We start from the raw sequence: 23,070 nt of genomic DNA on the forward strand, positions 1-23,070 counted from the left end.
GCTTCTGTATGACCACGGCACGGATGCCGGACGCGGCAGTGGAGACGGGCGACGAGGACTTCCGGCTGACGGAGTTCGAGGCCGAGGTGGCCGCCGACGGGCGGATCGAGCCACGCGACTGGATGCCGGACGCCTACCGGGCCACGCTGGTCCGGCAGATCGCCCAGCACGCCCATTCGGAGATCATCGGCATGCAGCCGGAGGCCAACTGGATCACCCGCGCCCCCAGCCTGCGCCGCAAGGCGATCCTGATGGCCAAGGTCCAGGACGAGGCGGGCCACGGGCTGTACCTGTACGGCGCCGCCGAGACGCTCGGCGTCGACCGCGCCGAGCTGCTCGACAAACTGCACGCCGGCCGCCAGCGCTACAGCTCGATCTTCAACTACCCCACCCTGACCTGGGCCGACGTCGGCGCCATCGGCTGGCTGGTGGACGGCGCCGCGATCACCAACCAGGTGCCGCTGTGCCGCTGCTCCTACGGGCCGTACGCCCGGGCCATGGTGCGCATCTGCAAGGAGGAGTCCTTCCACCAGCGCCAGGGGTACGAGCTGCTGTACGCGCTCGCGCACGGCACGCAGGCCCAGCGCGCCATGGCCCAGGACGCGGTGGACCGCTGGTGGTGGCCGTCCCTGATGATGTTCGGCCCGCCGGACGACGAGTCGGCGCACTCCGCCCAGTCGATGGCCTGGCGGATCAAGCGCCACTCCAACGACGAGCTGCGCCAGCGGTTCGTGGACATCTGCGTCCCGCAGGCCGAGTCGCTGGGGCTGCGGCTGCCCGACCCGGAGCTGCGCTGGAACGAGGAGCGCGGCCACTGGGACTTCGGCGCCATCGACTGGACGGAGTTCCAGCAGGTGCTCCGGGGCAACGGCCCGTGCAACGAACAGCGCCTGGCCCAGCGCGTCACCGCGCACGAGGAGGGCGCCTGGGTGCGGGAGGCCGCGGCGGCCTACGCCGCCAAGCACCGCGACGAGCAGGAGGTGATGGCCGGATGACCGCCGACTGGCCGCTGTGGGAGGTCTTCGTACGCAGCAGGCGCGGGCTGAGCCACAGCCACGCCGGGAGCCTGCACGCCCCGGACGCCGAGATGGCGCTGCGCAACGCCCGTGACCTGTTCACCCGGCGCGGCGAGGGGGTCTCCATCTGGGTGGTGCCGGCCGACCGGATCACCGCCTCCTCGCCGGACGAGAAGGACCCGTTCTTCGAACCCGCCGCCGACAAGCCCTACCGCCACCCGACCTTCTACCGGATCCCCGAGGGGGTGGAACACCTGTGACCGCGCTCGCCGGACTCACCCCGCTGCACCGGGCCGCCGTCACGCTGGGCGACGACGTCCTGGTCCTCTCCCACCGGCTGGGCGAGTGGGCCGGGCACGCCCCGGTGCTGGAGGAGGAGGTGGCGCTGGCCAACATCGCGCTCGACCTGCTCGGCCAGGCCCGCTTCCTGTACTCGATCGCCGGTGACGAGGACGGCTTCGCCTTCCGGCGCGACGAACGCGACTTCCGCAACGTGCAGTTGGTGGAGCACCCCAACGGCGACTTCGCGGAGACCATCGCCCGGCAGCTGTTCTTCTCCGTCCACCACGAGCTGCTCCACCGCGAACTGGAGCGGGGCGAGGGCGAGTTGGCGGCGCTGGCGGCCAAGGCCGTCAAGGAGGTGGCCTACCACCGGGACCACGCCGTGCAATGGACGCTGCGCCTGGGCGACGGCACGGAGGAGAGCCACACCCGGATGCAGCGCGCGGTGGACGGCCTGTGGCGTTACACCGGCGAGCTGTTCGAGCCGGTCGAGGGGCTGCCGGTGGAGACGGCGGCGTTGCGCGAGCCGTGGCTGGCCACGGTCGGCGACGTGCTGCGGGAGGCCACCTTGCGGATGCCGGAGGGGCCCGACCGGGTGGCGTGGGCCGCCGGAGCGGGCCGCCAGGGGATACACACCGAGCCGTTCGGCCGGATGCTCGCCGAGATGCAGCACCTGCACCGCGCCCACCCGGGGGCGTCGTGGTGACCGCCGGCCGCGCCCCGGCCGCCGACGCCGCCCGGCAGGGCGCCGGCTCCCCGGCGGACGGCGTCCCGGAGGCCGAGCTGCGCCGGGTGGCCGGCGAGGTGCCCGACCCCGAGCTGCCCATGGTCACCCTGGCGGAGCTGGGCGTCCTGCGGGACGTGCGGGTGCTCGGGCCGGGCCGCGTGGAGGTGGAGCTGACCCCCACCTACACCGGCTGCCCGGCGATCGAGGTGATGGCGGCCGACGTGACGCGGCGGCTGCGCGAGCGCGGGGTCACCGAGGTGGCGGTACGCACCGTGCTGTCGCCGCCGTGGACCACGGAGGCGATCAGCGCCGAGGGCCGCCGCAAGCTCGCCGAGGCCGGGATAGCCCCGCCGCGCCCCATGGCGGCGGGCGGGCCGGTGCCGGTCACGCTGTCGGTGCGCTGCCCGCACTGCGGCTCGCTGGACACCACGCTGCTCAGCCGGTTCTCGTCCACCGCCTGCAAGGCGCTGCGCCGTTGCGAGAGCTGCCGCGAACCCTTCGACCACTTCAAGGAGTTGTGATGCCGACGGCCCGCCACGCCGCCTTCCATCCGCTTCGGGTCCACGAGGTGGAGCGGCTCACCGATGACGCGGTGGCCGTCACCTTCGACGTGCCGCCCGAGTTGCGGGCCGCCTACCGCTTCCGGCCCGGGCAGCACATCACCGTGCGGCGCCGTACCACGGTGCCCGGTCCGCACGGCTCGGCCACGGGCAGCGAGATACGCCGCACCTACTCGGTGTGCGACCCGGCGCCCGCCGCGGAGGGGCCGCGGCGGCTGCGGATCGGGGTGCGCCTGGTGGAGGGCGGCGAGTTCTCGACCTACGCGCTCAAGGAGCTGTCGGCGGGGGACGTGCTGGAGGTGATGACGCCGGCCGGGCGGTTCACCCTGGACACCGCGCAGGCCAGGGCCGGGCTGGCGGCGGCGGAGGTCACGGAGGAGGCCACCGGGACGGCCGCCGGGCGCGGTGACGGCGGGGCGCGGCGCGGCGGGCGGTACGCCGCGGTCGTCGGGGGCAGCGGGATCACCCCGGTGCTGTCGATCGCGGCCACGGTGCTCGAAGGCCGGCCGGACACCCGGTTCTGCCTGATACGCAGCGACCGGACGGCCGGGTCGGCGATGTTCGTGGACGAGGTGGCCGACCTCAAGGACCGTTACCCGGCACGGTTCCAGCTGGTGCACGTGCTCTCCCGGGAGGTGCAGCAGGCGGGGGTGGACTCCGGCCGGCTGGACGAGGGCCGGCTGACCGGGCTGCTCCCGGCGCTGCTGGACACCGCTTCGGTGGACGCCTGGTTCCTGTGCGGGCCGCACGGGCTGGTGGCGGGCGCCGAGCGGGCGCTGCACCGGCTCGGGGTCGCCCCGGAGCGGGTGCACCAGGAGATCTTCCATGTGGCGGACGAGGGGTCGGCCACGGCACCGGCGCGGGAGCGCGGCGGCCCGGTCGGCACGGTACGGGCGGTCCTCGACGGCCGGGCCGGGAGCTGGCCGGCCCGGGAGGGCGAGTCGGTGCTGGAGACGGTGCTGCGCAACCGGGCCGACGCGCCGTACGCCTGCAAGGGCGGGGTGTGCGGCACCTGCCGGGCCCGGCTGCTCGGCGGCGAGGTGCGCATGGACCGCAACTTCGCGCTGGAGCAGACCGAGATCGACGCGGGTTACGTGCTGGCCTGCCAGTCCCACCCGGTCACCGAGGAGGTCGAGCTGGACTTCGACGCGTGAGCCCGTGACCGCGGCGGGAGCGGACGCGGCCGGGCGGGACGGCGGTGGCCGCCCGGGCTGTTCCCAGTTCGTAGAACCTGTTCTAACCTGACGCCCTGTCAGTTCAGGGGCGGCGGGAGGGACGGGCCGTGGACTTCAGCTTCAGCGAGGAGCAGCAGGCGGCGCGGGAGGCGGCCCGAGGGGTCTTCTCCTCGGTGGCCCCGGACGCGGTGCCGAGTCCGGTGGCCGCCGCGGGGCCGGTGGCCGACGACTTCGACCGGCCGCTGTGGCGGCGGCTGGCCGAGGCCGACCTGGTGGGCCTGGTGACCGGCCCGGAGTACGGCGGTGCGGGGCTCGACCCGATCGCGCTGTGCCTGGTGCTCGCCGAGGCGGGCGGGGTGCTGGCCAGGGTCCCGCTGCTGGAGACCGGCGCGGCGGCGCTGGCCCTCCAGCGGTACGCGCCCGACGAGCTGCGCCAGTCGCTGCTGCCCGAGGTGGGCCGGGGCGGGACGGTCCTCACCGTCGCCGCCGCCGGGCGCACCGGCCACGAGCCCGCCGAACGCGCCGTGCGCGCCCGTCCCGTACGAACGGGCGGAGGGGGCTGGCTGCTGGACGGCGTCCAGACCGCCGTTCCGTGGCCGGGGCAGGCCGATCACGTACTGGTGCCCGCGCACCCGGCGGACGACGAGGGCCGGGCGGTGCTCGCGGTGCTGCCCCGGGAGGCCGACGGGATGACCTGGGCCGACCAGCTCTCCACCAACGGCGAGCGCTACGGCGAACTCCGCCTGGAGTCGGTACGGGTGGACGCGGGACGGATGGTGGACGCCGCCGGCGCGTGGGAGTGGCTGCGGGATCTGCTCACCGTGGGCACCTGTGCGCTGGCGCTCGGGGTCGCGCGCCAGGTCGTCCGGATGACCGGCGAATACGTGGGCAAGCGGGAGCAGTTCGGCCATCCGCTGGCCACGTTCCAGGCGGTCGCGATGCAGATGGCCGACCGGTACATCGACACGCAGGCGATGGAGGCCACCTTGTGGCAGGCGGCCTGGCGGCTGGGGGACGGCGGCGCGACGGACGGGTTGCCGGTCGCCGCGGACGTGGCGGTGGCCAAGGTGTGGGCCTCGGACGGGGTGCGCCGGGTGACGCAGACCGCCCAGCACCTGCACGGCGGTTTCGGCGCCGACATCGACTACCCGCTCCACCGTTACCACGCCTGGGCCAAGCAGTTGGAGCTGTCGCTGGGCCCGGCCGCGGCCCACGAGGAGGCGCTGGGCGATCTGCTGGCCGCCCACCCGCCGGCCTGACGCCGCCCCCGTCGACCGGTCGGTGGCCGGCTCCCCGTCCGGGCCCGGCCCGGCCCCGACGCACGGTCCCGGCCCGTGGACCCGGCTCCGGCCGCGGTCGCGGCCTTGGGCTCGGCTCTTCGGTTCCCGAGCCGGCCGGCGTCGGCCCGGCGTCAGCCCCGGTCGCGGCCCAGAGCCGGCCTTCGCCCTGTTCCTGGACCCGGTCCCGGCCCGTGGGCCCGGCCCCGATCGCCATCCCGGCCCGTGGGCCCGTACCGTTCCGGCGCTGCCCCGGCCCCGGCCCCGGCGCGGCTCGGCGCGGGCCGGGTGTGGCTCCCGGAACGTGAGGCGGGTCCAGCCCGAGCCGGCCGGTCACGGTTCCCGGAACGTGACGCGGGAACCGTGCCGGACCCGTCGGCGGAGCCGGGCTCAGGCGGTCAGACGATCGTGGCGGGGGTGTCGTCGTCGGTGGTGAGGGGGAGGCCGGAGGCGGCCCAGTCGAGCATGCCGCCCGCGACGTTGACCGCGTCGTAGCCCTGGGCGATCAGGTACTGGGCGACCTGGGCGGAGCGTCCGCCGACCCGGCAGACCACGTGGACGCGGCGGTCGGTGGGGATCTCGGCGATCCGGGCCACCAGTTCGCTCATCGGGATGTGCACGGCCCGCTCGGCGTGTCCGGCGGCCCATTCGTCGGCCTCCCGTACGTCCAGCAGGTAACCGTCGGAGGGCACCGCGGCGGGGGCCACCTCGGGGAGCGGGGCGAAGTTCATCGATCGGCCTTCCTCGTCTCGTTGCGGCACGCGCGCCGTGCCCGGCGGCCAGGCCCGGCCAGGGCGGCCCATCGGCCAGTATCCCAGGCCGGCCCGTTCCGCCCACGGTCGCGGGAGAGCGCTCGTCCCCTCGTCACGGGCGGCCGTCCACCGGGCGGAGGAGGGATTCCAGACGGCGTTCGCGTTCGGCGACCTGGGCGAGGAGTTGTTCGGCGATCTCGTTGAGGAGGCCGTCGGGGTCGTCGGGGGCGATTTTGAGCATCTGGCCCACGGCGCTGCCCTCCAGCTCGGCGGCGACGGCGGCGAGCGTCTCCTTGCGGGCGGCGAGCCATTCGAGGCGGAGGTAGAGCTCCTCGGCCCGGGTCGGGGCCGGCGGCTCGGGGGGCGGGCCCGCCTCCCACTCCTCGGCGAGGGCACGCAGCGCCTCCTCGTCGCCCTGGGCGTACGCCTCGTTGACGCGGGCTATGAACTCGCCACGGCGTTTCTGCTCGGCCTCGTCCTGGGCCAGGTCGGGGTGGGCCTTGCGGGCCAGCTCACGGTAGAGGCGGCGGGCCTCCTCACCGGGGCGGACGCGGCGCGGCGCGGCCGGGTCCTCGGGGTACCGCACGCCGTCCGAGCCCAGCAGCCCCTCGAAGAGTTCCTCGACCCCGGGCATCGGCATCACCAGGGCACGGCGTTCCCAGGCGTGCCGGATGTCCTCCCGGTCACCGCTGTGCGCCGCGACGGCCTCGGCGATCAGCGCGTCCAGCTCGTCGAGGCGGGCGTACATCGGCCCGAGGCGCTGGTGGTGCAGGCGGGAGAAGTTCTCCACCTCGACCCGGAAGGTCTCCACCGCGATCTCGAACTCGATCAGCGCGCGCTCGGCCGCGGAAACGGCGCGTTCCAGCCGTTGCTCGGCCTCCAGGGCCCGCTCCTCGTCGACCACGGGGCCGTCGTCGGGGCCTTCGCCGTCGCCGGGCACAGCACCGTCCGGGCTCCCGCCGACGTCCTCGCCGTCACCGACGCCCGCACCGTCCCCGACGCCCGCGAGGCCGTCCGCCGCCGGGTACGCCGGCGGCGGGCCGGACGGCGGCCAGGTGTCCTGGTGTTCCCGTCCGGCCTGGTGCGGCTGGTCGTGCTGGCGCATGTGCTCGGTGTGCCGGTCATCGTCCGGTCGGCTGCCCTCCGCCTTCGTCACCCGACCAGCCTACGAGCCGCCGCGGCCCGCCCGTACCGTCCGCCGCCACGCGGCGAACGCCACCGCGCCGCGAACGCCCCGGGCGCACCACCCCGGCGCGTTCGGGGCCCTCGCACGCCCACGCGTCAACAACCGGGTTTCCGTCAACCCGGGTCAACGACTCGGGTGGCCAATCTCGCCATTTTCCCGCCCTCAGGGGATGTTTCATGCTTGCCTTGGCGCTGGACGTATCCGGCGCTGATACCTCCGGCGTTCCGGCCATCGCGGACCCAGCCGTCGCGGCCCGCGGGCGGACGGGACAACGACGACCTCGGCCCCTCTGACGAGAACCGCAGGTGCACGACGTTGGACGAGATGACCAGGCTCCCGGCCAGATCCGCGCAGCGAGCACAGGCAGCAGGTCCCGAAGGTCCGGCCGGCCCCGCGGGGCCGCCGGGTCCGGACGACGGGCGCCCCGGGCCCGCCGCCGAGGCGGACCCGGCCGAGCCGCCCGACCCCCCGCCCCTCCCCGGACCCGAGGCACCCGACACGGCCCCCGCCGGTGTCGCCGCGCTGCTGCGGCTCGCCGTCGTCGCGGTGGACCCGGACGGCCGCGTCTCGTACTGGAACCGGTACGCCGAGGAGTTGTTCGGACACCGCTGGGAGGAGGTCTTCAGCCACCGGGCCGCGGGGCTGCTGACCATCCCGGCGGCGACGCCGTTGCCCTCCGCGACCGGCGGCGCCCCGCCCCGGCCGCGCAGCGGACCCCGGGACGCCATCGGGCTGCTGGAGGAGCTGACCCGGCCGAGCTGGGCCGGCGAGTTCCCGGTGGCCGACCGGGACGGCACGCTGCGCGACACCCTGTGGTGGTCGTACCGGATCAGCGAGCCGTCCGGCACCGGGCTGCTCGTGCTGGCGGCGCACGCCAAACCGGTGCGCGCCGGCGCGTTCCGGCTCGGGATCGGCCCCCGGCTGCTGCCGTACGCGCTGGTGGGCACGGCGGGGTCGGAGGGGCTGCGGGTGGCCGCCTGCCTGGCCCCGTCCGGCGACCCGGCCGGCACCGCGTGGCCGGCGAACCGGCTCGGGGCGATACTGCCGAGGGTCGGCGCGGTACGCCAGCAGCGCATCCTGGGGCAGGTCGCCCCGCTCGGCCACCCCGCGATCGCGGTGGAGGGGGCGGCCCCGTTCACCGTCCTGCCCCACGAGAGCGCGCCACCGCACGAAGAACCGCGCGAGGAGGCGCACGCCACCGCGCCCCCGTACGAGACCGGGGCCCGCCCCGCCCTCACCCCGCTCACCCTCCCCGCCTCCTCCGGCGGGCGGCCCCGGCCGGATCTGCTGCCGGTGCCCGGCGGCACCCGTACCGCCGCGGCGAAGGGGCGGCCGGTCACCGTCCACCCGCACGGGCTGGTGCCGGTCTCCGGCTTCCCGCGGATCCCGCGGATCCCACCGGGGAACGCCCTGGACGAGCAACTCGCGCTGCTGCGGGAGACCGGCACCCGGGTCGGCTCCACGCTGGACCTGGGCACCACGGCGGCGGAGCTGTGCTCGGTGGCGGTGCCCCGGTTCGCCGACTTCGCCGGTGTGGTCATCGTCGACCGGCTCTTCTCGGACGGCGCCGGCGACCTGGCGGGCGAACGCGGCTCCGGGAGCGGGCCGCAGCGCTCCCCCGTCACCCTCCGCCGGATCGCGGTGGCCAACCGCCGTCCCGGCACGGCGTGGGACTCCGCGCTGCCGGAGGGGGAGTTGTTCACGCTGGCGGGGACGGCGGCGCCCGGGCTGCGCGAACCGTTCCTGCTGCCGGTGGTCGACCCCGCGGTCGCCGCGGACCTCGCCGCCGACATGGGCGTTCCGGCGCTGGCGCCGCTGCTGCCGGGGCGTTCGGTGCTGATGGCGCCGCTGACCGCGCGGGGCACCGTGCTCGGGATGATCTGCTTCGCCCGGGAGCCGCAGCGCCGCCCGTTCGACGCCCGGGACCTGGCCACCGCCGTGGAGTTCGCCGCGCGCGGCGCCGTCCACCTGGACAACGCGCGGCTGCACCGGCAGGAGTCCCGGGCCGCCGCGACCCTGCAACGCAGCATGCTGCCGACCAGCCCGCCGCGCATCCCCGGCGTCCGCATCGCCCACCACTACCGTCCCGGCGACCGGCAGGCGCAGGTGGGCGGCGACTGGTTCGACGCGATCCAGCTGCCCGGCGGCCGGGTGGCCCTGGTGGTCGGGGACGTGATGGGCCACGGGCTGCTGAGCGCCGCGGTGATGGGCCAGTTCCGTACCGCGGTGCAGACCATGGCGGCGCTCGACATCCCGCCCGCCCAGCTCCTGCGCCATCTGGACAACCTCGCCCAGCGGCTGGGCACCGACCACCTGGCGACCTGCGTGTACGCCATCTACGACCCGATCCACCGCACCCTCACCCTGGCCAACGCCGGCCACATCCCGCCGGTGCTCGCCCGCCACGACGGCCGCAGCGAACTCCTGCGGATCCCGAAGGGGGCGCCGATCGGGGTGGGCGGGGTGCCGTTCGAGACCGCGGAGATCGAGGTGCCGGACGGCAGTTGGCTGGTGCTGTGCACCGACGGCCTGATCGAGGTGCGCGGCCAGGGGATAGACGCCGGACTCGCCGCGCTGTGCGCCAACGTCATCGAGCCGGAGCACACCCCGGAGGACGTCTGCGAGCAGATCCTGTCCCGGGTCCACTCCGAGGACCGGGGTGACGACGTGGCGTTGCTGGTCGCCCGGTTCGAGGGGATCGACCCGGACGACGTGGCCGAGTGGCGGCTCGACCTGGACCCGTCGCAGGTGCGCCGGTCCCGCGCCCTCACCCGCGGTCAGCTCACCGCCTGGCGGCTCGGCCAACTCGCCGACCTGGCCGAGCTGTTGGTGAGCGAGCTGGTCACCAACGCGCTGCGGGTGGCGGGCCACGAGGTGCAGCTGCGGCTGATGCGGGTGGGCAAGCTCCTGGTCGAGGTGAGCGACGACGACCACAACCTGCCGCATCTGCGCCGCGCGGACGAGGACGACGAGGACGGCCGCGGCCTCGCCCTGGTCAGCAACCTCTCGCACCGCTGGGGCACCAGCCGCAAGGCGGTGGGCAAGGTGGTCTGGTTCGAGCTCCCGCTGCCGCCCGGCGACCGTTGAGGCACGCCGAGGGCCCGGTGCCGTACGCACCGGGCCTTCGCCCTCCGCTGGCGCGGGGTCAGACGCCGACCGTCTCCTCCATCTCCTCCTCCGGGTCCGTGCCGTCCCGCCGCAGTCCGGCCGCGTGCCGCCCGTGCGGGGAACGTCCCCGGGGCGTACCGCCGGCCTGGACGACCGCGGCGGCAGCGGCGGCGGCCACCGCGGTGGCGTCGGCGGCGGCCCGCCGCTGGGCCTCGCGGCGGGCGCGTTCGGTCAGCCCGGCCACGGTGACCACGAGTACGCCGGCGATCAGCCACAGGACGAGCTGGAGCACGTCGCCGCCGAGTCCGTGGTGGTCGAAGTAGACCAGGCTGCGGGCGCCCTCCACGAAGCCGGAGCCGTTCCAGAAGGCGTGCAGGGCGCGGAAGAACCCGTTCTGCATCTCCGGCCGGAAGACCCCGCCGGCGCTGGTGAAGTTGAGCATCACGAAGAGCACCATCACCCCGAGCGTGGTCCAGCGCTTGAGGAAGGTGTGCAGGCCGGTGCCGATCAGCACGATGCCGGCGCTGTAGAGCCAGGCCATCCCCCACACGCCCCACAGCCCGTGCTCGACGAGGTGGAAGACCGGGCCGGCGAAGACCGCCCCGATCACGCCGACCACCAGGGACATCCCGGCCGCGATCAGCGCCCGCAGCCGCATCGGCAGCACCGCGCCGGCCCCGCCGACCACCGCCACCGAGGCGTAGGAGCCGATGCTCACCGCGACCAGCAGGAAGAAGAGCCCCTGCCCGGTCGGGTCGTGCGGCGCGGGCGGCACCACGTCGGTGACCTTCAGCGGGGCGCCCTGGGCGGCGGCCACCGGGGTGAAGACCTTCTCGACCACCGTGGCGCTGGTGTCCGAGCCGGCGGTGGCCACCATCAGCTCGGGGGCGTGGCGGCTCATCACGTAGGCGCCGAAGACGTCGCGGTGCTTCAGCAGGTCCTCGGCGTCCGCGCGGGTGGGCACGGTACGCACGTCGAGGGCGTCGCCGGCGTGGTCCTTGAGGGTCTGGGCGAGCACCTGGGGCGCCGGTCCCTGGCCGACGACGGCCACCGGCATGTGGTGCGGGGAGGGGTCGCCGAACGCCCCGAGGTAGGCCAGGCCCATCCCGACGCACATCAGCAGCGGGGTGAGCAGATGGAGCAGGACGTGCCGTATCGCGCCCGGCGGCGTGCGGCGCGACTCGGCGGGGTGGACGGCCCCGGTCGGGGTACCCAGCGCGGGCGCGGTCATCGACGACCCTCCAACAAGCGTCGGCTGCCATGGACCGCCGGTCGGCGATCAGCAGTCGTTGGCGTTTACAACTTCCTTCACGTTGTACTATACAACCAAATGGAAGGGAGTCCACCATGCCGCCCACCCGGGAAGAATCCGTCGAGACGATCCAGCGCGAGCTGACGGCGTTCGCCCGGCGCGCCCGCGCCACGGCCGCCCGGATGCACCCCGAGCTGTCGCTGGTCTCCTTCACACTGCTGACCCACCTCGCCGACCAGCGAGGATGCCGTGCCACCGACCTGGCGGCGCACTACATGCTGGACAAGTCCACGGTCAGCCGGCAGGTCGCCGCGCTGGAGAAGCTGGGCTTCGTCGAACGCCGCCCGGACCCGGACGACCAGCGCGTCCAGGTGCTCCACCCCACACCGGCCGGGTACGAGACGCTGGCCGCGGTGCACGCCAGCCGGCTCGCCATCTTCCACGAGCGCCTCGCCGACTGGTCCGAGGAGGACCTGGCCAGGTTCGCCGGATACCTGGAGCGCTACAGCCGCACGTCGGCGGCGGAGCCGCCGGCGTCCTGACGGCCCCGCCCGGCCGTGGGGGCGCCGGTCAGGCCGCCGGGCCGCGCGGGCAGGGGGGCGCCTCGGGCATGTGGGTCGCCGCCCACTCGGCGAGCTCGTTCATGGCCGGGGCCAGCGCGTCACCCGCCGGGGTGAGCCGGTAGCCCACCCGCAGCGGCGGACCCTCGTCCACCTCCCGGGTGAGCAGCCCCGCGGCGGCCAGTTCGGTCAGCCGGTCGGAGAGCATCCGCTCGCTGATCCCGGGGATGCCGCGGCGCAGTTCGGCGAAGTACATCCGCCCGTTGGCCATGAGCACCGCGATGATCACGCCGGTCCACCTCTTGCCGAGCAGCGTGAAGACGCGGGTGATCCCGTGATCGATGCTCTGGCATTCATTGGGGTCCGGGCGCATGCGTCCATCCTAACCGTGGAGGTGCACTCTTGTTAGTCACTGCATTTTCGTAAGTAGGTGTGGTATCTATAGGTGCAGTACGGGTTTCAACCACTACTGACCTGCCGGAGACACCCATGGCCACGCTGCTGCACATCGACTCGTCGCTCTTCCCGCTGGAGGGCTCCACCTCCCGCCAGGTGACCGCCACCTTCCGCAAGGAATGGGAGGCCCAGCACCCGGAGGGCAAGGTGATCTACCGCGACCTCGCCGCCGAGCCCGTCCCCCACCTGGAGCTGCACGGCACCCTGGCCGGCTTCGCCCCGGCCGCCGAGCACACCCCGGAGCAGGCCGCCGCCTTCGCCCTGCGCGACCAGCTCGCCCGTGAGCTGGAGGAGGCCGACGCCGTGCTGATCGGCGCGCCGATGTACAACTTCACCATCCCCTCCACCCTCAAGGCGTGGCTGGACCACGTGATCCTGATGGGCCGCACCGTCGGCGAGCAGCGCTCCGCGGCCGGGAAGCCGACCGTCGTGGTGGCCAGCCGGGGCGGCGGCTACGGCCCGGGCACCCCGCGCGAGTCCTTCGAGTTCGTCACCACCTACCTCGACAAGGTGCTCGCCGAGAGCTTCGGCCTGAAGGTCGACTACATCGTCCCGGAGCTGACCCTGGCCCGCAGCAACCCGGCCATGGCCGACCTGGTCGAGCTGGCCGACGCCTCCAAGGCCAAGGCCCACGAGGAGGCCGCCGCCAAGGCCAAGGAGCTGGCCGTCCGGCTGGCCGCCAAGTGACCCCTGCGGCACGACCGCGCTGACCCGTCCCCGCACCCGGGGGCGGGTCAGTCCGCGTCACCGCCCGTATCGTCCTCGGCCCGGGGCCAGGGGCGGCCCTCCAGCGCCTCGACGCTGCGGTTGAGGCGGACGAGGACGTCCTCCAGCTCCCGTACCTCGCGCGGCGACCAGTCGGCGACCACCTTGGCCAGGCAGCCCCGGTGGAAGGCACGGTCGGCGGCGAGCCGGCCGGCGCCCTCCTCGGTGATCCGCAGCTTGCGGGCCATGCCGCCGTCCGGGTCGGGGACGCGTTCGGCGAGGCCGGCCCGCAGCAGCGCGGCGGTCTGCCGGTTGACCGTGGAGGTGTCGAGCCGGAACGCCTCCGCGAGCTGGCCGATGGTCATCGGCCCCTGGGCGTCGATCCGGTTGAGCAGCAGATAGGCGGAGCGCTCCAGGCGGGAGCCGGCCCGCTCGGGGCGCACCATCACCTGATGGCGCGAGAGCAGCATCAGCTCGCGTTCGAGTCGTTCCAGCACCGCGCCCGGCTCCTTCCACACCACGTCGGCGACGCGCAATGTGCACGATACACACCTTGTGTACGATGCACGTTCCCCAGCTCACGAAGGCGGACAGCGTGTCACACGGAATACCTGCTCACAGACGCCGCACCGGGGCGACGGCCACCGCGCCGGCGCCCGTCCCGGCCACGGTCGCCACCCCGGCACCGGCGCCCGACGATTCCGCGAAGGCGAGGACGGGCGGCGGGATCGTCGCCGTGCTCGCCTTCACCGGCATCGTCGTCGCGGTGATGCAGACGCTCGTCGTACCGCTCATCGCCGAGCTGCCCAAGCTGCTGCACACCTCGACCTCCAACGCCTCCTGGGTGATCACCGCGACGCTGCTCGCCGGCGCGGTGGCCACCCCGGTGATGGGCCGCCTCGGCGACATGTTCGGCAAGCGGCGGATCCTCTTCGTCAGCCTGGGGCTCCTGGTGGCCGGCTCGGCGATCTGCGCGTCCACCTCGTCGCTGGTCCCGATGGTGGTGGGCCGGGCGCTCCAGGGCGGCGCGATGGGCGTCATCCCGCTCGGCATCAGCATCATGCGGGACGAACTCCCGGCGGAGCGGATGGGTTCCGCGATGGCGCTGATGAGCTCGTCGCTCGGGGTCGGCAGCGCGCTCGGCATGCCGGCCGCGGCGCTGGTGGCCGAACACGCCGACTGGCACGTGCTCTTCATGGGGTCGGGCGGCCTCGCCCTGGTCGGGCTGGTGCTGGCCGCGTTCTTCGTCCCCGAGTCGCCGGTGCGGACCCCGGGGCGGTTCGACTTCGCCGGGGCGGTCGGGCTCTCCGCCGGGCTGGTCTGCCTGCTGCTGGCGATCTCCAAGGGGAGCGACTGGGGCTGGGGCAGCGCCACCACCCTCGGGCTCTTCGCCGCCGCCGTGATCGTGCTGCTCGGCTGGGGCGCCTACGAACTGCGGGTCGCCCAGCCCCTGGTGGACCTGCGCACCACGGCCCGCCGCCAGGTGCTGCTGACCAACCTCGCCGGGATCACCATCGGCTTCGCCATGTACGCGATGTCGCTGGTGCTGCCGCAGCTGCTGCAACTGCCCAAGGCGTCCGGCTACGGGCTCGGCCAGTCGATGGTGTCGGCCGGGCTGTGCGTGGCGCCCGGCGGGGTGGTGATGGTCTTCCTCTCGCCGGTCTCCGCCCGGCTGTCGGCGCGGCGCGGCCCGAAGGTCTCGCTGATGGCCGGCGCGGTGGTCACCGCCGTCGGGTACGCGCTGGGGCTGTGGCTGGTGCACCAGCCGTGGCAGACGCTGATCGTCTCCGCGGTGATCGGCGCCGGCATCGCGCTGGCGTACGCGGCGATGCCCGCCCTGATCATGGGCGCCGTGCCGCCGTCCGAGACGGCCGCGGCCAACGGTCTCAACACCCTGATGCGGTCGATCGGCACCTCCACCGCCAGCGCGGTCCTCGGCGTGGTCCTCACGCACATGACGCAGCCGCTGGGCGGCGTGCCGCTGCCGTCCATGAACGCCTTCCGCACCTCGTTCCTGATCGCGGTCGGCGGCTGCGTGGCCGGTCTGCTGATCGCCGCCTTCCTGCCCGGCCGCCGTCCCGCCCCGGCCGCCGTGGCCGCCGAGGTCCCCGAGGCCGCCGAGGAGGCCGCCCCGGCCGGCCCCGGCTTCCACGGCCGCGTCCGCACCGCGCAGGGCACGCCGCTGGAGCGGGCCGGCCTCACCCTGGTCTCCCCCGCGGGACGCCAGATCGGCCGCGCCCTGACCCGGCCGGACGGCGGCTACGCGCTCCAGGCGCCGCGGCCCGGCGGTTACGTGCTGATCGCCACCGCCGACGGCCACCAGCCGCAGGCCGTCACCGTCCGCACCGGCACCGCCCCCGTCCACCACGACATCGTGCTGGCCCCCACCGCCGTTGCCGCCGGCCTCGACGTGCACGGCACCGTACGGGCCCGCCGGGACGGACGTCCGCTGGCGGACGCGCGGCTGACCCTGGTGGACGCCACCGGCACCGTGGTGCGCACCGCGGTCACCGGCGACGACGGCGGCTACCGCTTCACCGGGCTGCCGGCCGGCGAGTACTCGCTGATCGCCGGCGGCTACCCGCCGGTGGCCACCGCGCTCGCCGTCGCCGGCGGCACCCGGGACCATGTCGACGTGGAGCTGCTGCACCCGGCCGACCACTGACCCGCCCACCACGCCCCGAGGGCCGCGTGACGAACCCCACGCGGCCCTCACGCGTTCCCGCGTCCCGCCACTCGCCCGGGGCCCCACCGGACACCGTTCACCCGTACGACTTGGGATGGAGTGCGGTGCGCGGGTCAGACCGGGGGCGTACGACCCGTTTGCACCGCAGGGTGACGACCGGGCGGGCGCGACGGGGAAAGCTGGTAACACGACGCCGAGGAGCCGAGGAAAGGACAGCGCATGCCCCCCAGGACGAGCCTGGTCATCGGGATCACCGGTGGCATTCTCACCGCGGGCACGCTGGCCATCGCGGCGCCGGGCATGGTCGACTGGTACCACACCCGCCACGAGCAGGAGAGCTCCTACGCCACCGGCCGGGCGGCCAAGACCGACCGCGCCTCGATGCCCCGCTGGCTGCCGGACGGCGCCACCTCGATCCGCTACCGGATGTCCACCACCGGCGGCGACCGGCTACTGAAGGCGACGCTGCCGGAGGGCCGGCTGCCCCACGACTGCCGGCCCGTCCACCGCCCGGTGGGTGAGGCACACCACCCCCGGCTGCACGCCTCCTGGTTCCCGCACTCCCGCACCCACCACACCAGCGCGATCTGCGGCGGCACCTACAACGTGGTGCTGCGCGGCACCGAGCTGTACGGCTGGCAGGACAACGCCACCTGGGTCGCGGCCAACAAGGCGGCGGACCACCCGGCCAACCGGAAGAAGAAGGGGGAGGAGGACGGCCGCCACAAGGAGGCGCGCCGCGCCGCGGACGAGGCGGTCCGGTGAAACGGGAAAGGTCCCGCAGACCTTCCGGTCTGCGGGACCTTCGCTGTGCGCGAGGGGGGAGTTGAACCCCCACGCCCTTTCGGGCACTGGAACCTGAATCCAGCGCGTCTGCCTATTCCGCCACCCGCGCATGGGTGCTGCCGTTCGATTCTCTCACAGGTCCCGTCCGGGCCTTCCGGCCTTTCGTTTCCTGCGGGATCGCCTCCCGACGTGAAGAACAGTAGCACGTGGCCAGGGGTGGTTTCGAATCCCTTCCCCGGCCGCCCGTCCGGAAGGCCGGTCGGGTGCGCGACACTGGTTCCGGGCCCCATCTACCATCCGTGGGGGACGCGGGCCCGGGCACCGACCGCACCCGCTGCCGCTGTGAGGGTCGACACTGTTGTAGTCGTTCCCGGAGGGGAACCACCGGATTACCCGCCGCGTGGATACGATCAGTAAGCAGTACCGAGCGGTATCGCAGCGCACCACCACAGCAGCACCGACGAGCAGTACGTACGAGCAGGACCGCAAAGCCAAGGACCCAGCAGGCAGGACGACGCCGGCCGAGGAAGGAGGTGTCCCGTGGGAGTTCTCAAGCGCTTCGAGCAGCGTCTCGAAGGTCTCGTCAACGGCACCTTCGCCAAGGTGTTCAAGTCCGAGGTCCAGCCGGTGGAGATCGCGGGCGCGCTCCAGCGCGAGTGCGACAACAACGCGACGATCTGGAACCGTGAGCGGACCGTCGTCCCCAACGACTTCATCGTCGAGCTGAGCAGCTCGGACCACGAACGCCTCAGCCCCTACGCGACGCAGCTCGGCGAAGAGCTCTCCGGGATGGTCGCCGACTACGCCAAGCAGCAGCGCTACACCTTCATGGGCCCGGTCAAGGTCCACCTGGACAAGGCGGACGACCTCGACACCGGGCTGTACCGGGTGCGCAGCCGCACCCTGGCCACCAGCGAGTCGCAGCCGCAGGCCGGCCACCACCGGCCGGAGCCGCAGGGCCACCACCCCGGCGCCGGCGCCCCGCCGCGCGCCGAGCGCCCCGGCTACGGCTACCCCGCGCAGGGCCCGGCCGTGCCGCCGATGCCCCCGGCGCCGCCCGGCCCGCCCGCGGCGCAGCGCACCGGCCCGGCACCGGTCACCCGGCTGCCCGGCACCGGCGACGCCCCCGGGGCCTCCGTCCGCCGCTGGATCGAGATCAACGGCACCCGCCACCAGATCTCCCGTCCGACCATGGTCCTGGGCCGCAGCACCGAGGCGGACGTCCGGATCGACGACCCCGGCGTGTCCCGCCGGCACTGCGAGATCCGGGCCGGATCGCCGTCGATGATCCAGGACCTGGGCTCGACCAACGGGATCGTGGTGGACGGACAGCACACCCAGCGCGCTACGCTCCGCGACGGTTCACGCATCGTCGTGGGCAGTACCACCATCGTGTACCGGCAAGCCGAAGGGTGAAGCGGGGGCAATGTCAGAGCTGACCCTGACGGTCATGCGGCTGGGTTTTCTCGCCGTGCTGTGGCTGTTCGTCATCGTCGCGGTCCAGGTCATCCGCAGTGATCTGTTCGGCACCAAGGTCACCCAGCGCGCCTCCCGGCGCGCCGAGGGCCAACAGCAGCGACCGCCGCAGCAGCGCCAGCAGCAGGCGCCGCCCGCCGCCCCCCGGCAGCGCCGCGGCGCACCCACCAAGCTGGTCATCTCCGAGGGTTCGCTGACGGGTACGACCGTCGCACTCCAGGGCCAGACCATCACCCTCGGCCGGGCGCACGACTCGACGATCGTCCTCGACGACGACTACGCGTCCAGCCGGCATGCCAGGATCTATCCGGACCGCGACGGTCAGTGGATCGTCGAGGACCTCGGATCCACCAACGGCACCTATCTGGACCGGACCCGGCTCACCGCCCCGACCCCGGTCCCGCTCGGTGCCCCGATCCGCATCGGCAAGACCGTCATCGAGCTGCGGAAGTAGTCGCACAATGGGCGAGCGAGTGAGGCCGCGCGTGGGCAGGTTCACAAAACGGACACCGTGCGCAGCAGCCCGGGGCCGAGGGGTGAGGTGCGCCGGATGAGTCTCTCCCTGCGCTTCGCCGCCGGATCGCACAAGGGCATGATCCGCGAGGGCAACGAGGACTCCGGCTACGCCGGGCCCCGGCTGCTCGCCATCGCCGACGGGATGGGCGGCCAGGCGGCCGGTGAGGTCGCCAGCTCCGAGGTGATCTCCACCCTCGTCACCCTCGACGACGACATCCCCGGCTCCGACCTCCTCACCTCCCTCGGCACCGCCGTGCAGCGCGCCAACGACCAGCTGCGGGTGATGGTCGAGGAGGACCCGCAGCTCGAAGGCATGGGCACCACGCTGACCGCGCTGCTGTGGACCGGGCAGCGCCTCGGCCTGGTGCACGTCGGCGACTCCCGCGCCTACCTGCTGCGCGACGGCGCCCTGTCGCAGATCACCCAGGACCACACCTGGGTGCAGCGGCTGGTGGACGAGGGCCGGATCACCGAGGAGGAGGCCGGCACCCACCCGCAACGCTCGTTGCTGATGCGCGCGCTCGACGGCCGCGGCCAGGTGGAGCCGGACCTGTCCATCCGCGAGGTGCGCCCCGGCGACCGCTACCTGGTCTGCTCGGACGGGCTGTCCGGGGTGGTCAGCCACCAGACGCTGGAGGAGACCCTCGCCGGTTACCGGACGCCCTACGAGACCGTGCAGGAGCTGATCCAGCTCGCGCTGCGCGGCGGCGGCCCGGACAACATCACCTGCATCGTGGCCGACGTCTACGACACCGACGGCGGCGACGCCTACACCGGGCAGCTCGACGAGAACCCGGTGGTGGTCGGCGCCGTCGCGGAGAACCAGCACGCCCTCGCCGACCAGCGGCACCTGCAGACCCCGGCCGGCCGCGCCGCCGAGCTGGGCCGCTCGGTGCCCGCGCAGGGCGGCGCGGCGGACGGCGCCTTCGGCCCGGGGCCGGACGGCGACCTGACCATGGCCGGGGCCCCGGGTGCCTTCGGCGACCTCGACGGTCCGACCGAGGGCCACGCCAAGCCGCGCCGCAAGCGCCGCTGGCTGCGCTGGACGATCACCGGTGTGCTGGTGGTCGGCGTGATCGGCGGCGGGCTCTACGCCGGCTACCGCTGGACGCAGACCCAGTACTACGTGGGCACCAACGGTGACCACGTCGCCGTCTACCAGGGGCTCAGCCAGAACCTGCTCGGCCTGAACCTCTCCAAGGTCCACCAGGACTACCCGGACATCGAACTCAAGTACCTGCCGACCTACCAGCGCGACCAGGTGCGCGGCACCATCGGCGTCGGCGGCCTGCCCCAGGCCGAGACGAAGGTGCAGGAACTCGGCAAGCAGGTCACCGTCTGCAAGACGGTGGAGACCACGCGGACCAGGACGACCGGCGCGGGCCACCCGGCGACCGGCGGCAACGGCACCGGCACCCGTACGGGCACCGGCACCGGCACCGGCGGCAAGGGCACCAAGCCCACCACCACCCCGTCGCCCGGCCCCACGCTCTCCGCCGACGAGCAGAAACTCGCCCAGCAGTGCGGCAGCGGCCAGCAATAGCAGGAGGAGGGCGGCCTGCCGTGAGCAGCGTCAGCAACACCACCACGATCTCGTCCATCGGCGCACCCAACCGGCGCAACACCGAGCTGTTGCTGCTGCTCTTCGCGGTCGCCGTGCCCGTGCTGGCCTACGCCAACGTCGGGCTGGCCAAGAACGGCTCGGTGCCCTCCGGGATGCTCGGGTACGGGCTCGGGCTCGGTCTGCTGGCCGGGGTCGGCCACCTGATAGTGCGCAAGTTCGCGCCCTACGCCGACCCGCTGATGCTGCCGATCGCCACCTTGCTCAACGGCCTCGGGCTGGTGCTGATCTACCGGCTGGACCTGGAGCACTCGGTCACCACCAAGGCGCTCGGCGGCCCCCGCGCGCCCGGTCAGCTGATGTGGTCGGCGCTGGGCATCGCGCTCTTCGTGGCGGTGCTCTTCTTCCTCAAGGACCACCGCATCCTCCAGCGCTACACCTACATCTCCGGCCTGGTGGCGCTGCTGCTGCTGGTGGCGCCGATGTTCTTCCCGGCGGTCAACGGCTCCAAGCTGTGGATCGTCATCCCCGGGCTGGGCTCGATCCAGCCGGGTGAGTTCGCCAAGATCATCCTGGCGGTCTTCTTCTCCGGCTACCTGATGGTCAAGCGGGACGCGCTGGCGCTGGCCAGCCGCCGCTTCATGGGGCTGTACCTGCCGCGCGGCCGGGACCTCGGCCCGATCCTGGTGATCTGGGCGCTCAGCATGGGCATCCTGGTGGTCGAGACCGACCTGGGCTCGACGCTGCTGTACTTCGGGCTCTTCGTGCTCATGCTCTACGTGGCCACCGAACGCACCAGCTGGGTCGTCTTCGGCCTGCTGCTCGCGGTCGGCGGGGCCACCGCGGTCGGCGCCACCTCCTCGCACGTGATGGTCCGCGTCCACCAGTGGCTCGACCCGTTCGCCGGCATCGACAAGACCGGGGCCACCGAGGCCGCCCAGGTGGCCTGGTCGTTCGGGTCCGGCGGGGTGCTCGGGTCGGGGCTGGGCCAGGGGCTCTCCCGGCTCATCGGCGGCATCGGCGTCAAGTCCGACTACATCCTCGCCACGGTCGGCGAGGAGCTGGGGCTGGCCGGGCTGATGGCCATCCTGCTGCTGTACGGCCTGCTGGTGGAGCGCGGCATCCGTACCGCGCTGGCCGCCCGCGACCCGTTCGGCAAGCTGCTGGCGATCGGGCTGGCCAGCGCGATGGCGTTGCAGGTCTTCGTGGTCGCCGGCGGCGTCACCGGGCTCATCCCGCTGACCGGTATGACCATGCCGTTCCTCGCCCAGGGCGGTTCCTCGGTGGTCGCCAACTGGGCGCTCGTCGCCATCCTGCTGCGGATCAGCGACACCGCCCGCCGTCCCGCCCCGGCGCCCGCCTCGTCCCCCGACGCCGAGCCGACCCAGGTGGTACGCCTGTGAACAAACCGCTGCGCCGCGTCGCGATCTTCTGCGGTCTGCTCGTCTTCTCCCTGCTGCTGCGGGACAACTGGATCCAGTTCGTCCGGGCCGACACGCTCAAGAACGACCCGCACAACCGCCGGGTCCAGATCAACGAGTACGCCAAGCCGCGCGGCGACATCATCGTGGACGGCAAGGCGATCACCGGCAGCACCGTCACCGCCGGCAGCGACTTCAAGTACAAGCGCACCTACACCGACGGCCCGATGTGGGCGCCGGTGACCGGCTACGCCTCCCAGTCCTACGGCTCCACCTCGCTGGAGAACCTGGAGGACAAGGTCCTCACCGGCGACGACGACCGGCTGTTCTTCAACCGGACGGTCGACATGCTCACCGGCCGGAGCAAGCAGGGCGGCGACGTGGTCACCACGCTCAACGCCAAGGCGCAGCAGGCGGCCTTCAAGGGGCTGGGCAGCCGCAAGGGCGCGGTCGCCGCGATCAACCCGCAGACCGGGGCCATCCTGGCGCTGGCCAGCACGCCCAGCTACGACCCGGGCTCCTTCGGCGACTTCTCCAAGAGCTCCGGGGAGAACTGGAAGAAGCTCAACGCCGACCCCGACCAGCCGACGCTGGACCGCGCGCTGAAGGAGACGTACCCGCCCGGCTCCACCTTCAAGGTGGTCACCGCGGCGGCGGCGCTGGAGAACGGGCTCTACGGCGGCATCGACGAGCCCACCCGCTCCCCGCTGCCGTACATCCTGCCGAACACCACCACGCCGCTGAACAACGAGGGCCCGCTGCCCTGCAAGAACGCCACCTTGATGGTGGCCATGCAGGTCTCCTGCAACACCGTGTTCGGCAAGATCGGCGCGGACCTCGGCAAGGAGAAGATGCTGGCCCAGGCCAAGAGGTTCGGCTTCGACCAGCCGGTCGACACCCCGGTGCTCGCGGTGCCCAGCGTCTTCCCCACCCGGATGGACAAGCCGCAGACCGCGCTGTCGTCCATCGGCCAGTTCGACACCGCGGCCACCCCGCTGCAGATGGCGATGGTGGCGGCGGCGGTGGCCAACGACGGCAAGCTGATGCAGCCGTACATGGTCGACCAGCTCCGGGCGCCCAACCTCAACGTGATCGACCAGACCCAGCCCAAGGAGTTCAGCCAGGCGGTCTCGCCGCAGACCGCGCAGAAGCTCCAGCAGATGATGGAGGCCGTGGTCGAGAAGGGCACCGGCACCAGCGCCCAGATCCCCGGGGTGACGGTGGGCGGCAAGACCGGCACCGCCCAGCACGGCCTGCACAACAGCGCGCTGCCGTACGCCTGGTTCATCTCCTACGCCAGGACCGGCAGCGGTTCGCCGGTGGCGGTGGCCGTGGTGGTGGAGGACGGCAACGCCAACCGCGACGACATCTCCGGCGGCGGTCTCGCCGCCCCGATCGCCAGGGATGTGATGAGGGCCGTACTCAACAAGTGACGTGCCCCTGGCGGGCCGGGCCGAGGGGAACGTGACTCCGGTCACGCGCGGTTTCCCGAAACCGACCGTTTTCGCACGTCACGGTACCGGTCGTGTATCGGCTCGCGGCGGGGGCCGGGATCGGCCGGAAGTGCC

Annotated in this window: 22 protein-coding genes and 1 tRNA gene; 16 read left to right on the plus strand and 7 right to left on the minus strand. The window is 73.5% G+C overall.

Features of this window, described 5'->3' with window-relative positions:
- The first annotated feature begins 23 nt into the window (after positions 1 to 23).
- The 6 genes from paaA (at position 24) to SCATT_RS14430 (ending at position 5,019) form a co-directional block, all read left to right on the plus strand.
- A complete protein-coding gene (paaA, locus tag SCATT_RS14405) occupies positions 24 to 995 on the plus strand; it encodes a 1,2-phenylacetyl-CoA epoxidase subunit PaaA (protein WP_042507658.1) in 972 nt (323 codons plus the stop codon).
- Positions 992 to 1,276, plus strand: a complete 285-nt coding sequence (gene paaB / locus SCATT_RS14410) for a 1,2-phenylacetyl-CoA epoxidase subunit PaaB (protein WP_014143805.1) — start codon at positions 992 to 994, stop codon at positions 1,274 to 1,276. The genes paaA and paaB overlap by 4 nt, the downstream gene beginning before the upstream one ends.
- A complete protein-coding gene (paaC, locus tag SCATT_RS14415; RefSeq protein ID WP_014143806.1) occupies positions 1,273 to 2,004 on the plus strand; it encodes a 1,2-phenylacetyl-CoA epoxidase subunit PaaC in 732 nt (243 codons plus the stop codon). The genes paaB and paaC overlap by 4 nt, the downstream gene beginning before the upstream one ends.
- The gene (gene paaD / locus SCATT_RS14420; protein WP_014143807.1) at positions 2,001 to 2,546 is read left to right on the plus strand and encodes a 1,2-phenylacetyl-CoA epoxidase subunit PaaD; all 546 of its coding nucleotides are present in this window, start codon (positions 2,001 to 2,003) and stop codon (positions 2,544 to 2,546) included. The genes paaC and paaD overlap by 4 nt, the downstream gene beginning before the upstream one ends.
- Positions 2,546 to 3,739: a 2Fe-2S iron-sulfur cluster-binding protein gene (locus SCATT_RS14425; protein WP_014143808.1), complete on the plus strand. Its 1,194-nt coding sequence runs from the start codon at positions 2,546 to 2,548 to the stop codon at positions 3,737 to 3,739. Before paaD ends, SCATT_RS14425 begins: the two co-directional genes overlap by 1 nt.
- A 128-nt stretch (positions 3,740 to 3,867) precedes the next feature.
- Positions 3,868 to 5,019 carry an acyl-CoA dehydrogenase family protein gene (locus SCATT_RS14430; protein ID WP_014143809.1) on the plus strand — a complete coding sequence of 384 codons (1,152 nt, stop codon included), beginning with the start codon at positions 3,868 to 3,870 and terminating at the stop codon, positions 5,017 to 5,019.
- 416 nt (positions 5,020 to 5,435) lie between these two features.
- On the opposite strand, the gene SCATT_RS14435 is transcribed toward SCATT_RS14430, so the two are convergent.
- A complete protein-coding gene (locus SCATT_RS14435; protein WP_014143810.1) occupies positions 5,436 to 5,768 on the minus strand; it encodes a rhodanese-like domain-containing protein in 333 nt (110 codons plus the stop codon).
- Between the two features lie 133 nt (positions 5,769 to 5,901).
- Complete coding sequence (locus SCATT_RS14440) at positions 5,902 to 6,945, minus strand: J domain-containing protein (protein WP_014628087.1); 1,044 nt, start codon at positions 6,943 to 6,945, stop codon at positions 5,902 to 5,904.
- A gap of 354 nt (positions 6,946 to 7,299) precedes the next feature.
- On the opposite strand from SCATT_RS14440, the gene SCATT_RS14445 reads away from it, so the two are divergent.
- Positions 7,300 to 10,062, plus strand: a complete 2,763-nt coding sequence (locus SCATT_RS14445) for a SpoIIE family protein phosphatase (protein ID WP_231905089.1) — start codon at positions 7,300 to 7,302, stop codon at positions 10,060 to 10,062.
- A gap of 58 nt (positions 10,063 to 10,120) precedes the next feature.
- Here the strand turns inward: SCATT_RS14445 and SCATT_RS14450 are convergent, their stop codons facing one another.
- Positions 10,121 to 11,314, minus strand: coding sequence for a membrane protein (locus SCATT_RS14450; protein WP_014143812.1), 1,194 nt, complete (start codon positions 11,312 to 11,314; stop codon positions 10,121 to 10,123).
- Between the two features lie 116 nt (positions 11,315 to 11,430).
- Here SCATT_RS14450 and SCATT_RS14455 point away from each other — a divergent pair, with 116 nt between their 5' ends.
- Complete coding sequence (locus SCATT_RS14455) at positions 11,431 to 11,877, plus strand: MarR family winged helix-turn-helix transcriptional regulator (protein ID WP_014143813.1); 447 nt, start codon at positions 11,431 to 11,433, stop codon at positions 11,875 to 11,877.
- A 28-nt stretch (positions 11,878 to 11,905) separates the two neighbouring features.
- On the opposite strand, the gene SCATT_RS14460 is transcribed toward SCATT_RS14455, so the two are convergent.
- Positions 11,906 to 12,268, minus strand: coding sequence for a winged helix-turn-helix transcriptional regulator (locus SCATT_RS14460; RefSeq protein WP_014143814.1), 363 nt, complete (start codon positions 12,266 to 12,268; stop codon positions 11,906 to 11,908).
- Positions 12,269 to 12,384: 116 nt separating this feature from the next.
- Here SCATT_RS14460 and SCATT_RS14465 point away from each other — a divergent pair, with 116 nt between their 5' ends.
- Positions 12,385 to 13,038: an FMN-dependent NADH-azoreductase gene (locus SCATT_RS14465; protein ID WP_014143815.1), complete on the plus strand. Its 654-nt coding sequence runs from the start codon at positions 12,385 to 12,387 to the stop codon at positions 13,036 to 13,038.
- Positions 13,039 to 13,085: 47 nt separating this feature from the next.
- Here the strand turns inward: SCATT_RS14465 and SCATT_RS14470 are convergent, their stop codons facing one another.
- The gene (locus tag SCATT_RS14470; protein ID WP_014143816.1) at positions 13,086 to 13,592 is read right to left on the minus strand and encodes a MarR family winged helix-turn-helix transcriptional regulator; all 507 of its coding nucleotides are present in this window, start codon (positions 13,590 to 13,592) and stop codon (positions 13,086 to 13,088) included.
- Positions 13,593 to 13,671: 79 nt separating this feature from the next.
- Positions 13,672 to 13,806: a hypothetical protein gene (locus tag SCATT_RS40340; RefSeq protein ID WP_265736695.1), complete on the minus strand. Its 135-nt coding sequence runs from the start codon at positions 13,804 to 13,806 to the stop codon at positions 13,672 to 13,674.
- Between SCATT_RS40340 and SCATT_RS14475 the strand changes: the two genes are divergently transcribed.
- Together SCATT_RS14475 and SCATT_RS14480 are read left to right on the plus strand one after the other, a co-directional pair.
- Positions 13,793 to 15,721, plus strand: a complete 1,929-nt coding sequence (locus tag SCATT_RS14475; protein WP_014143817.1) for an MFS transporter — start codon at positions 13,793 to 13,795, stop codon at positions 15,719 to 15,721. The two genes, SCATT_RS40340 and SCATT_RS14475, sit on opposite strands and share 14 nt — an antisense overlap.
- A gap of 240 nt (positions 15,722 to 15,961) precedes the next feature.
- A complete protein-coding gene (locus SCATT_RS14480; protein ID WP_014143818.1) occupies positions 15,962 to 16,507 on the plus strand; it encodes a hypothetical protein in 546 nt (181 codons plus the stop codon).
- Positions 16,508 to 16,553: 46 nt separating this feature from the next.
- Here SCATT_RS14480 and SCATT_RS14485 read toward each other — a convergent pair.
- A tRNA-Leu gene (locus tag SCATT_RS14485) sits at positions 16,554 to 16,637 on the minus strand.
- Between the two features lie 431 nt (positions 16,638 to 17,068).
- Here SCATT_RS14485 and SCATT_RS14490 point away from each other — a divergent pair.
- The 5 genes from SCATT_RS14490 to SCATT_RS14510 all read left to right on the plus strand — a co-directional run bounded on the left by SCATT_RS14490 (position 17,069) and on the right by SCATT_RS14510 (position 22,935).
- A complete protein-coding gene (locus tag SCATT_RS14490) occupies positions 17,069 to 17,944 on the plus strand; it encodes an FhaA domain-containing protein (protein ID WP_014143819.1) in 876 nt (291 codons plus the stop codon).
- 10 nt (positions 17,945 to 17,954) lie between these two features.
- The gene (locus tag SCATT_RS14495) at positions 17,955 to 18,458 is read left to right on the plus strand and encodes an FHA domain-containing protein FhaB/FipA (protein WP_014143820.1); all 504 of its coding nucleotides are present in this window, start codon (positions 17,955 to 17,957) and stop codon (positions 18,456 to 18,458) included.
- Positions 18,459 to 18,554: 96 nt separating this feature from the next.
- Positions 18,555 to 20,063 carry a PP2C family protein-serine/threonine phosphatase gene (locus SCATT_RS14500; RefSeq protein ID WP_014143821.1) on the plus strand — a complete coding sequence of 503 codons (1,509 nt, stop codon included), beginning with the start codon at positions 18,555 to 18,557 and terminating at the stop codon, positions 20,061 to 20,063.
- 20 nt (positions 20,064 to 20,083) lie between these two features.
- Entirely contained in the window at positions 20,084 to 21,484 is a 1,401-nt protein-coding gene (locus SCATT_RS14505) for an FtsW/RodA/SpoVE family cell cycle protein (protein ID WP_014143822.1), read from the plus strand.
- The gene (locus SCATT_RS14510; RefSeq protein ID WP_014143823.1) at positions 21,481 to 22,935 is read left to right on the plus strand and encodes a peptidoglycan D,D-transpeptidase FtsI family protein; all 1,455 of its coding nucleotides are present in this window, start codon (positions 21,481 to 21,483) and stop codon (positions 22,933 to 22,935) included. Before SCATT_RS14505 ends, SCATT_RS14510 begins: the two co-directional genes overlap by 4 nt.
- Positions 22,936 to 23,070: the final 135 nt, after the last annotated feature.

The sequence above is a fragment of the Streptantibioticus cattleyicolor NRRL 8057 = DSM 46488 genome (assembly GCF_000240165.1).
In the GTDB taxonomy this organism is placed as follows: Bacteria; Actinomycetota; Actinomycetes; order Streptomycetales; family Streptomycetaceae; genus Streptantibioticus; species Streptantibioticus cattleyicolor.

What these genes read in the sequence shown, in the direction of transcription:
- paaA (WP_042507658.1), top strand. Translation starts at nt 24, where the DNA reads ATGCCGGACGCGGCAGTGGAGACGGGCGACGAGGACTTCCGGCTGACG.
- paaB (WP_014143805.1), top strand. Translation starts at nt 992, where the DNA reads ATGACCGCCGACTGGCCGCTGTGGGAGGTCTTCGTACGCAGCAGGCGC.
- SCATT_RS14425 (WP_014143808.1), top strand. Translation starts at nt 2,546, where the DNA reads ATGCCGACGGCCCGCCACGCCGCCTTCCATCCGCTTCGGGTCCACGAG.
- SCATT_RS14435 (WP_014143810.1), bottom strand. Translation starts at nt 5,768, where the DNA reads ATGAACTTCGCCCCGCTCCCCGAGGTGGCCCCCGCCGCGGTGCCCTCC.
- SCATT_RS14445 (WP_231905089.1), top strand. Translation starts at nt 7,300, where the DNA reads ATGACCAGGCTCCCGGCCAGATCCGCGCAGCGAGCACAGGCAGCAGGT.
- SCATT_RS14450 (WP_014143812.1), bottom strand. Translation starts at nt 11,314, where the DNA reads ATGACCGCGCCCGCGCTGGGTACCCCGACCGGGGCCGTCCACCCCGCC.
- SCATT_RS14455 (WP_014143813.1), top strand. Translation starts at nt 11,431, where the DNA reads ATGCCGCCCACCCGGGAAGAATCCGTCGAGACGATCCAGCGCGAGCTG.
- SCATT_RS14460 (WP_014143814.1), bottom strand. Translation starts at nt 12,268, where the DNA reads ATGCGCCCGGACCCCAATGAATGCCAGAGCATCGATCACGGGATCACC.
- SCATT_RS14465 (WP_014143815.1), top strand. Translation starts at nt 12,385, where the DNA reads ATGGCCACGCTGCTGCACATCGACTCGTCGCTCTTCCCGCTGGAGGGC.
- SCATT_RS14480 (WP_014143818.1), top strand. Translation starts at nt 15,962, where the DNA reads ATGCCCCCCAGGACGAGCCTGGTCATCGGGATCACCGGTGGCATTCTC.
- SCATT_RS14495 (WP_014143820.1), top strand. Translation starts at nt 17,955, where the DNA reads ATGTCAGAGCTGACCCTGACGGTCATGCGGCTGGGTTTTCTCGCCGTG.
- SCATT_RS14500 (WP_014143821.1), top strand. Translation starts at nt 18,555, where the DNA reads ATGAGTCTCTCCCTGCGCTTCGCCGCCGGATCGCACAAGGGCATGATC.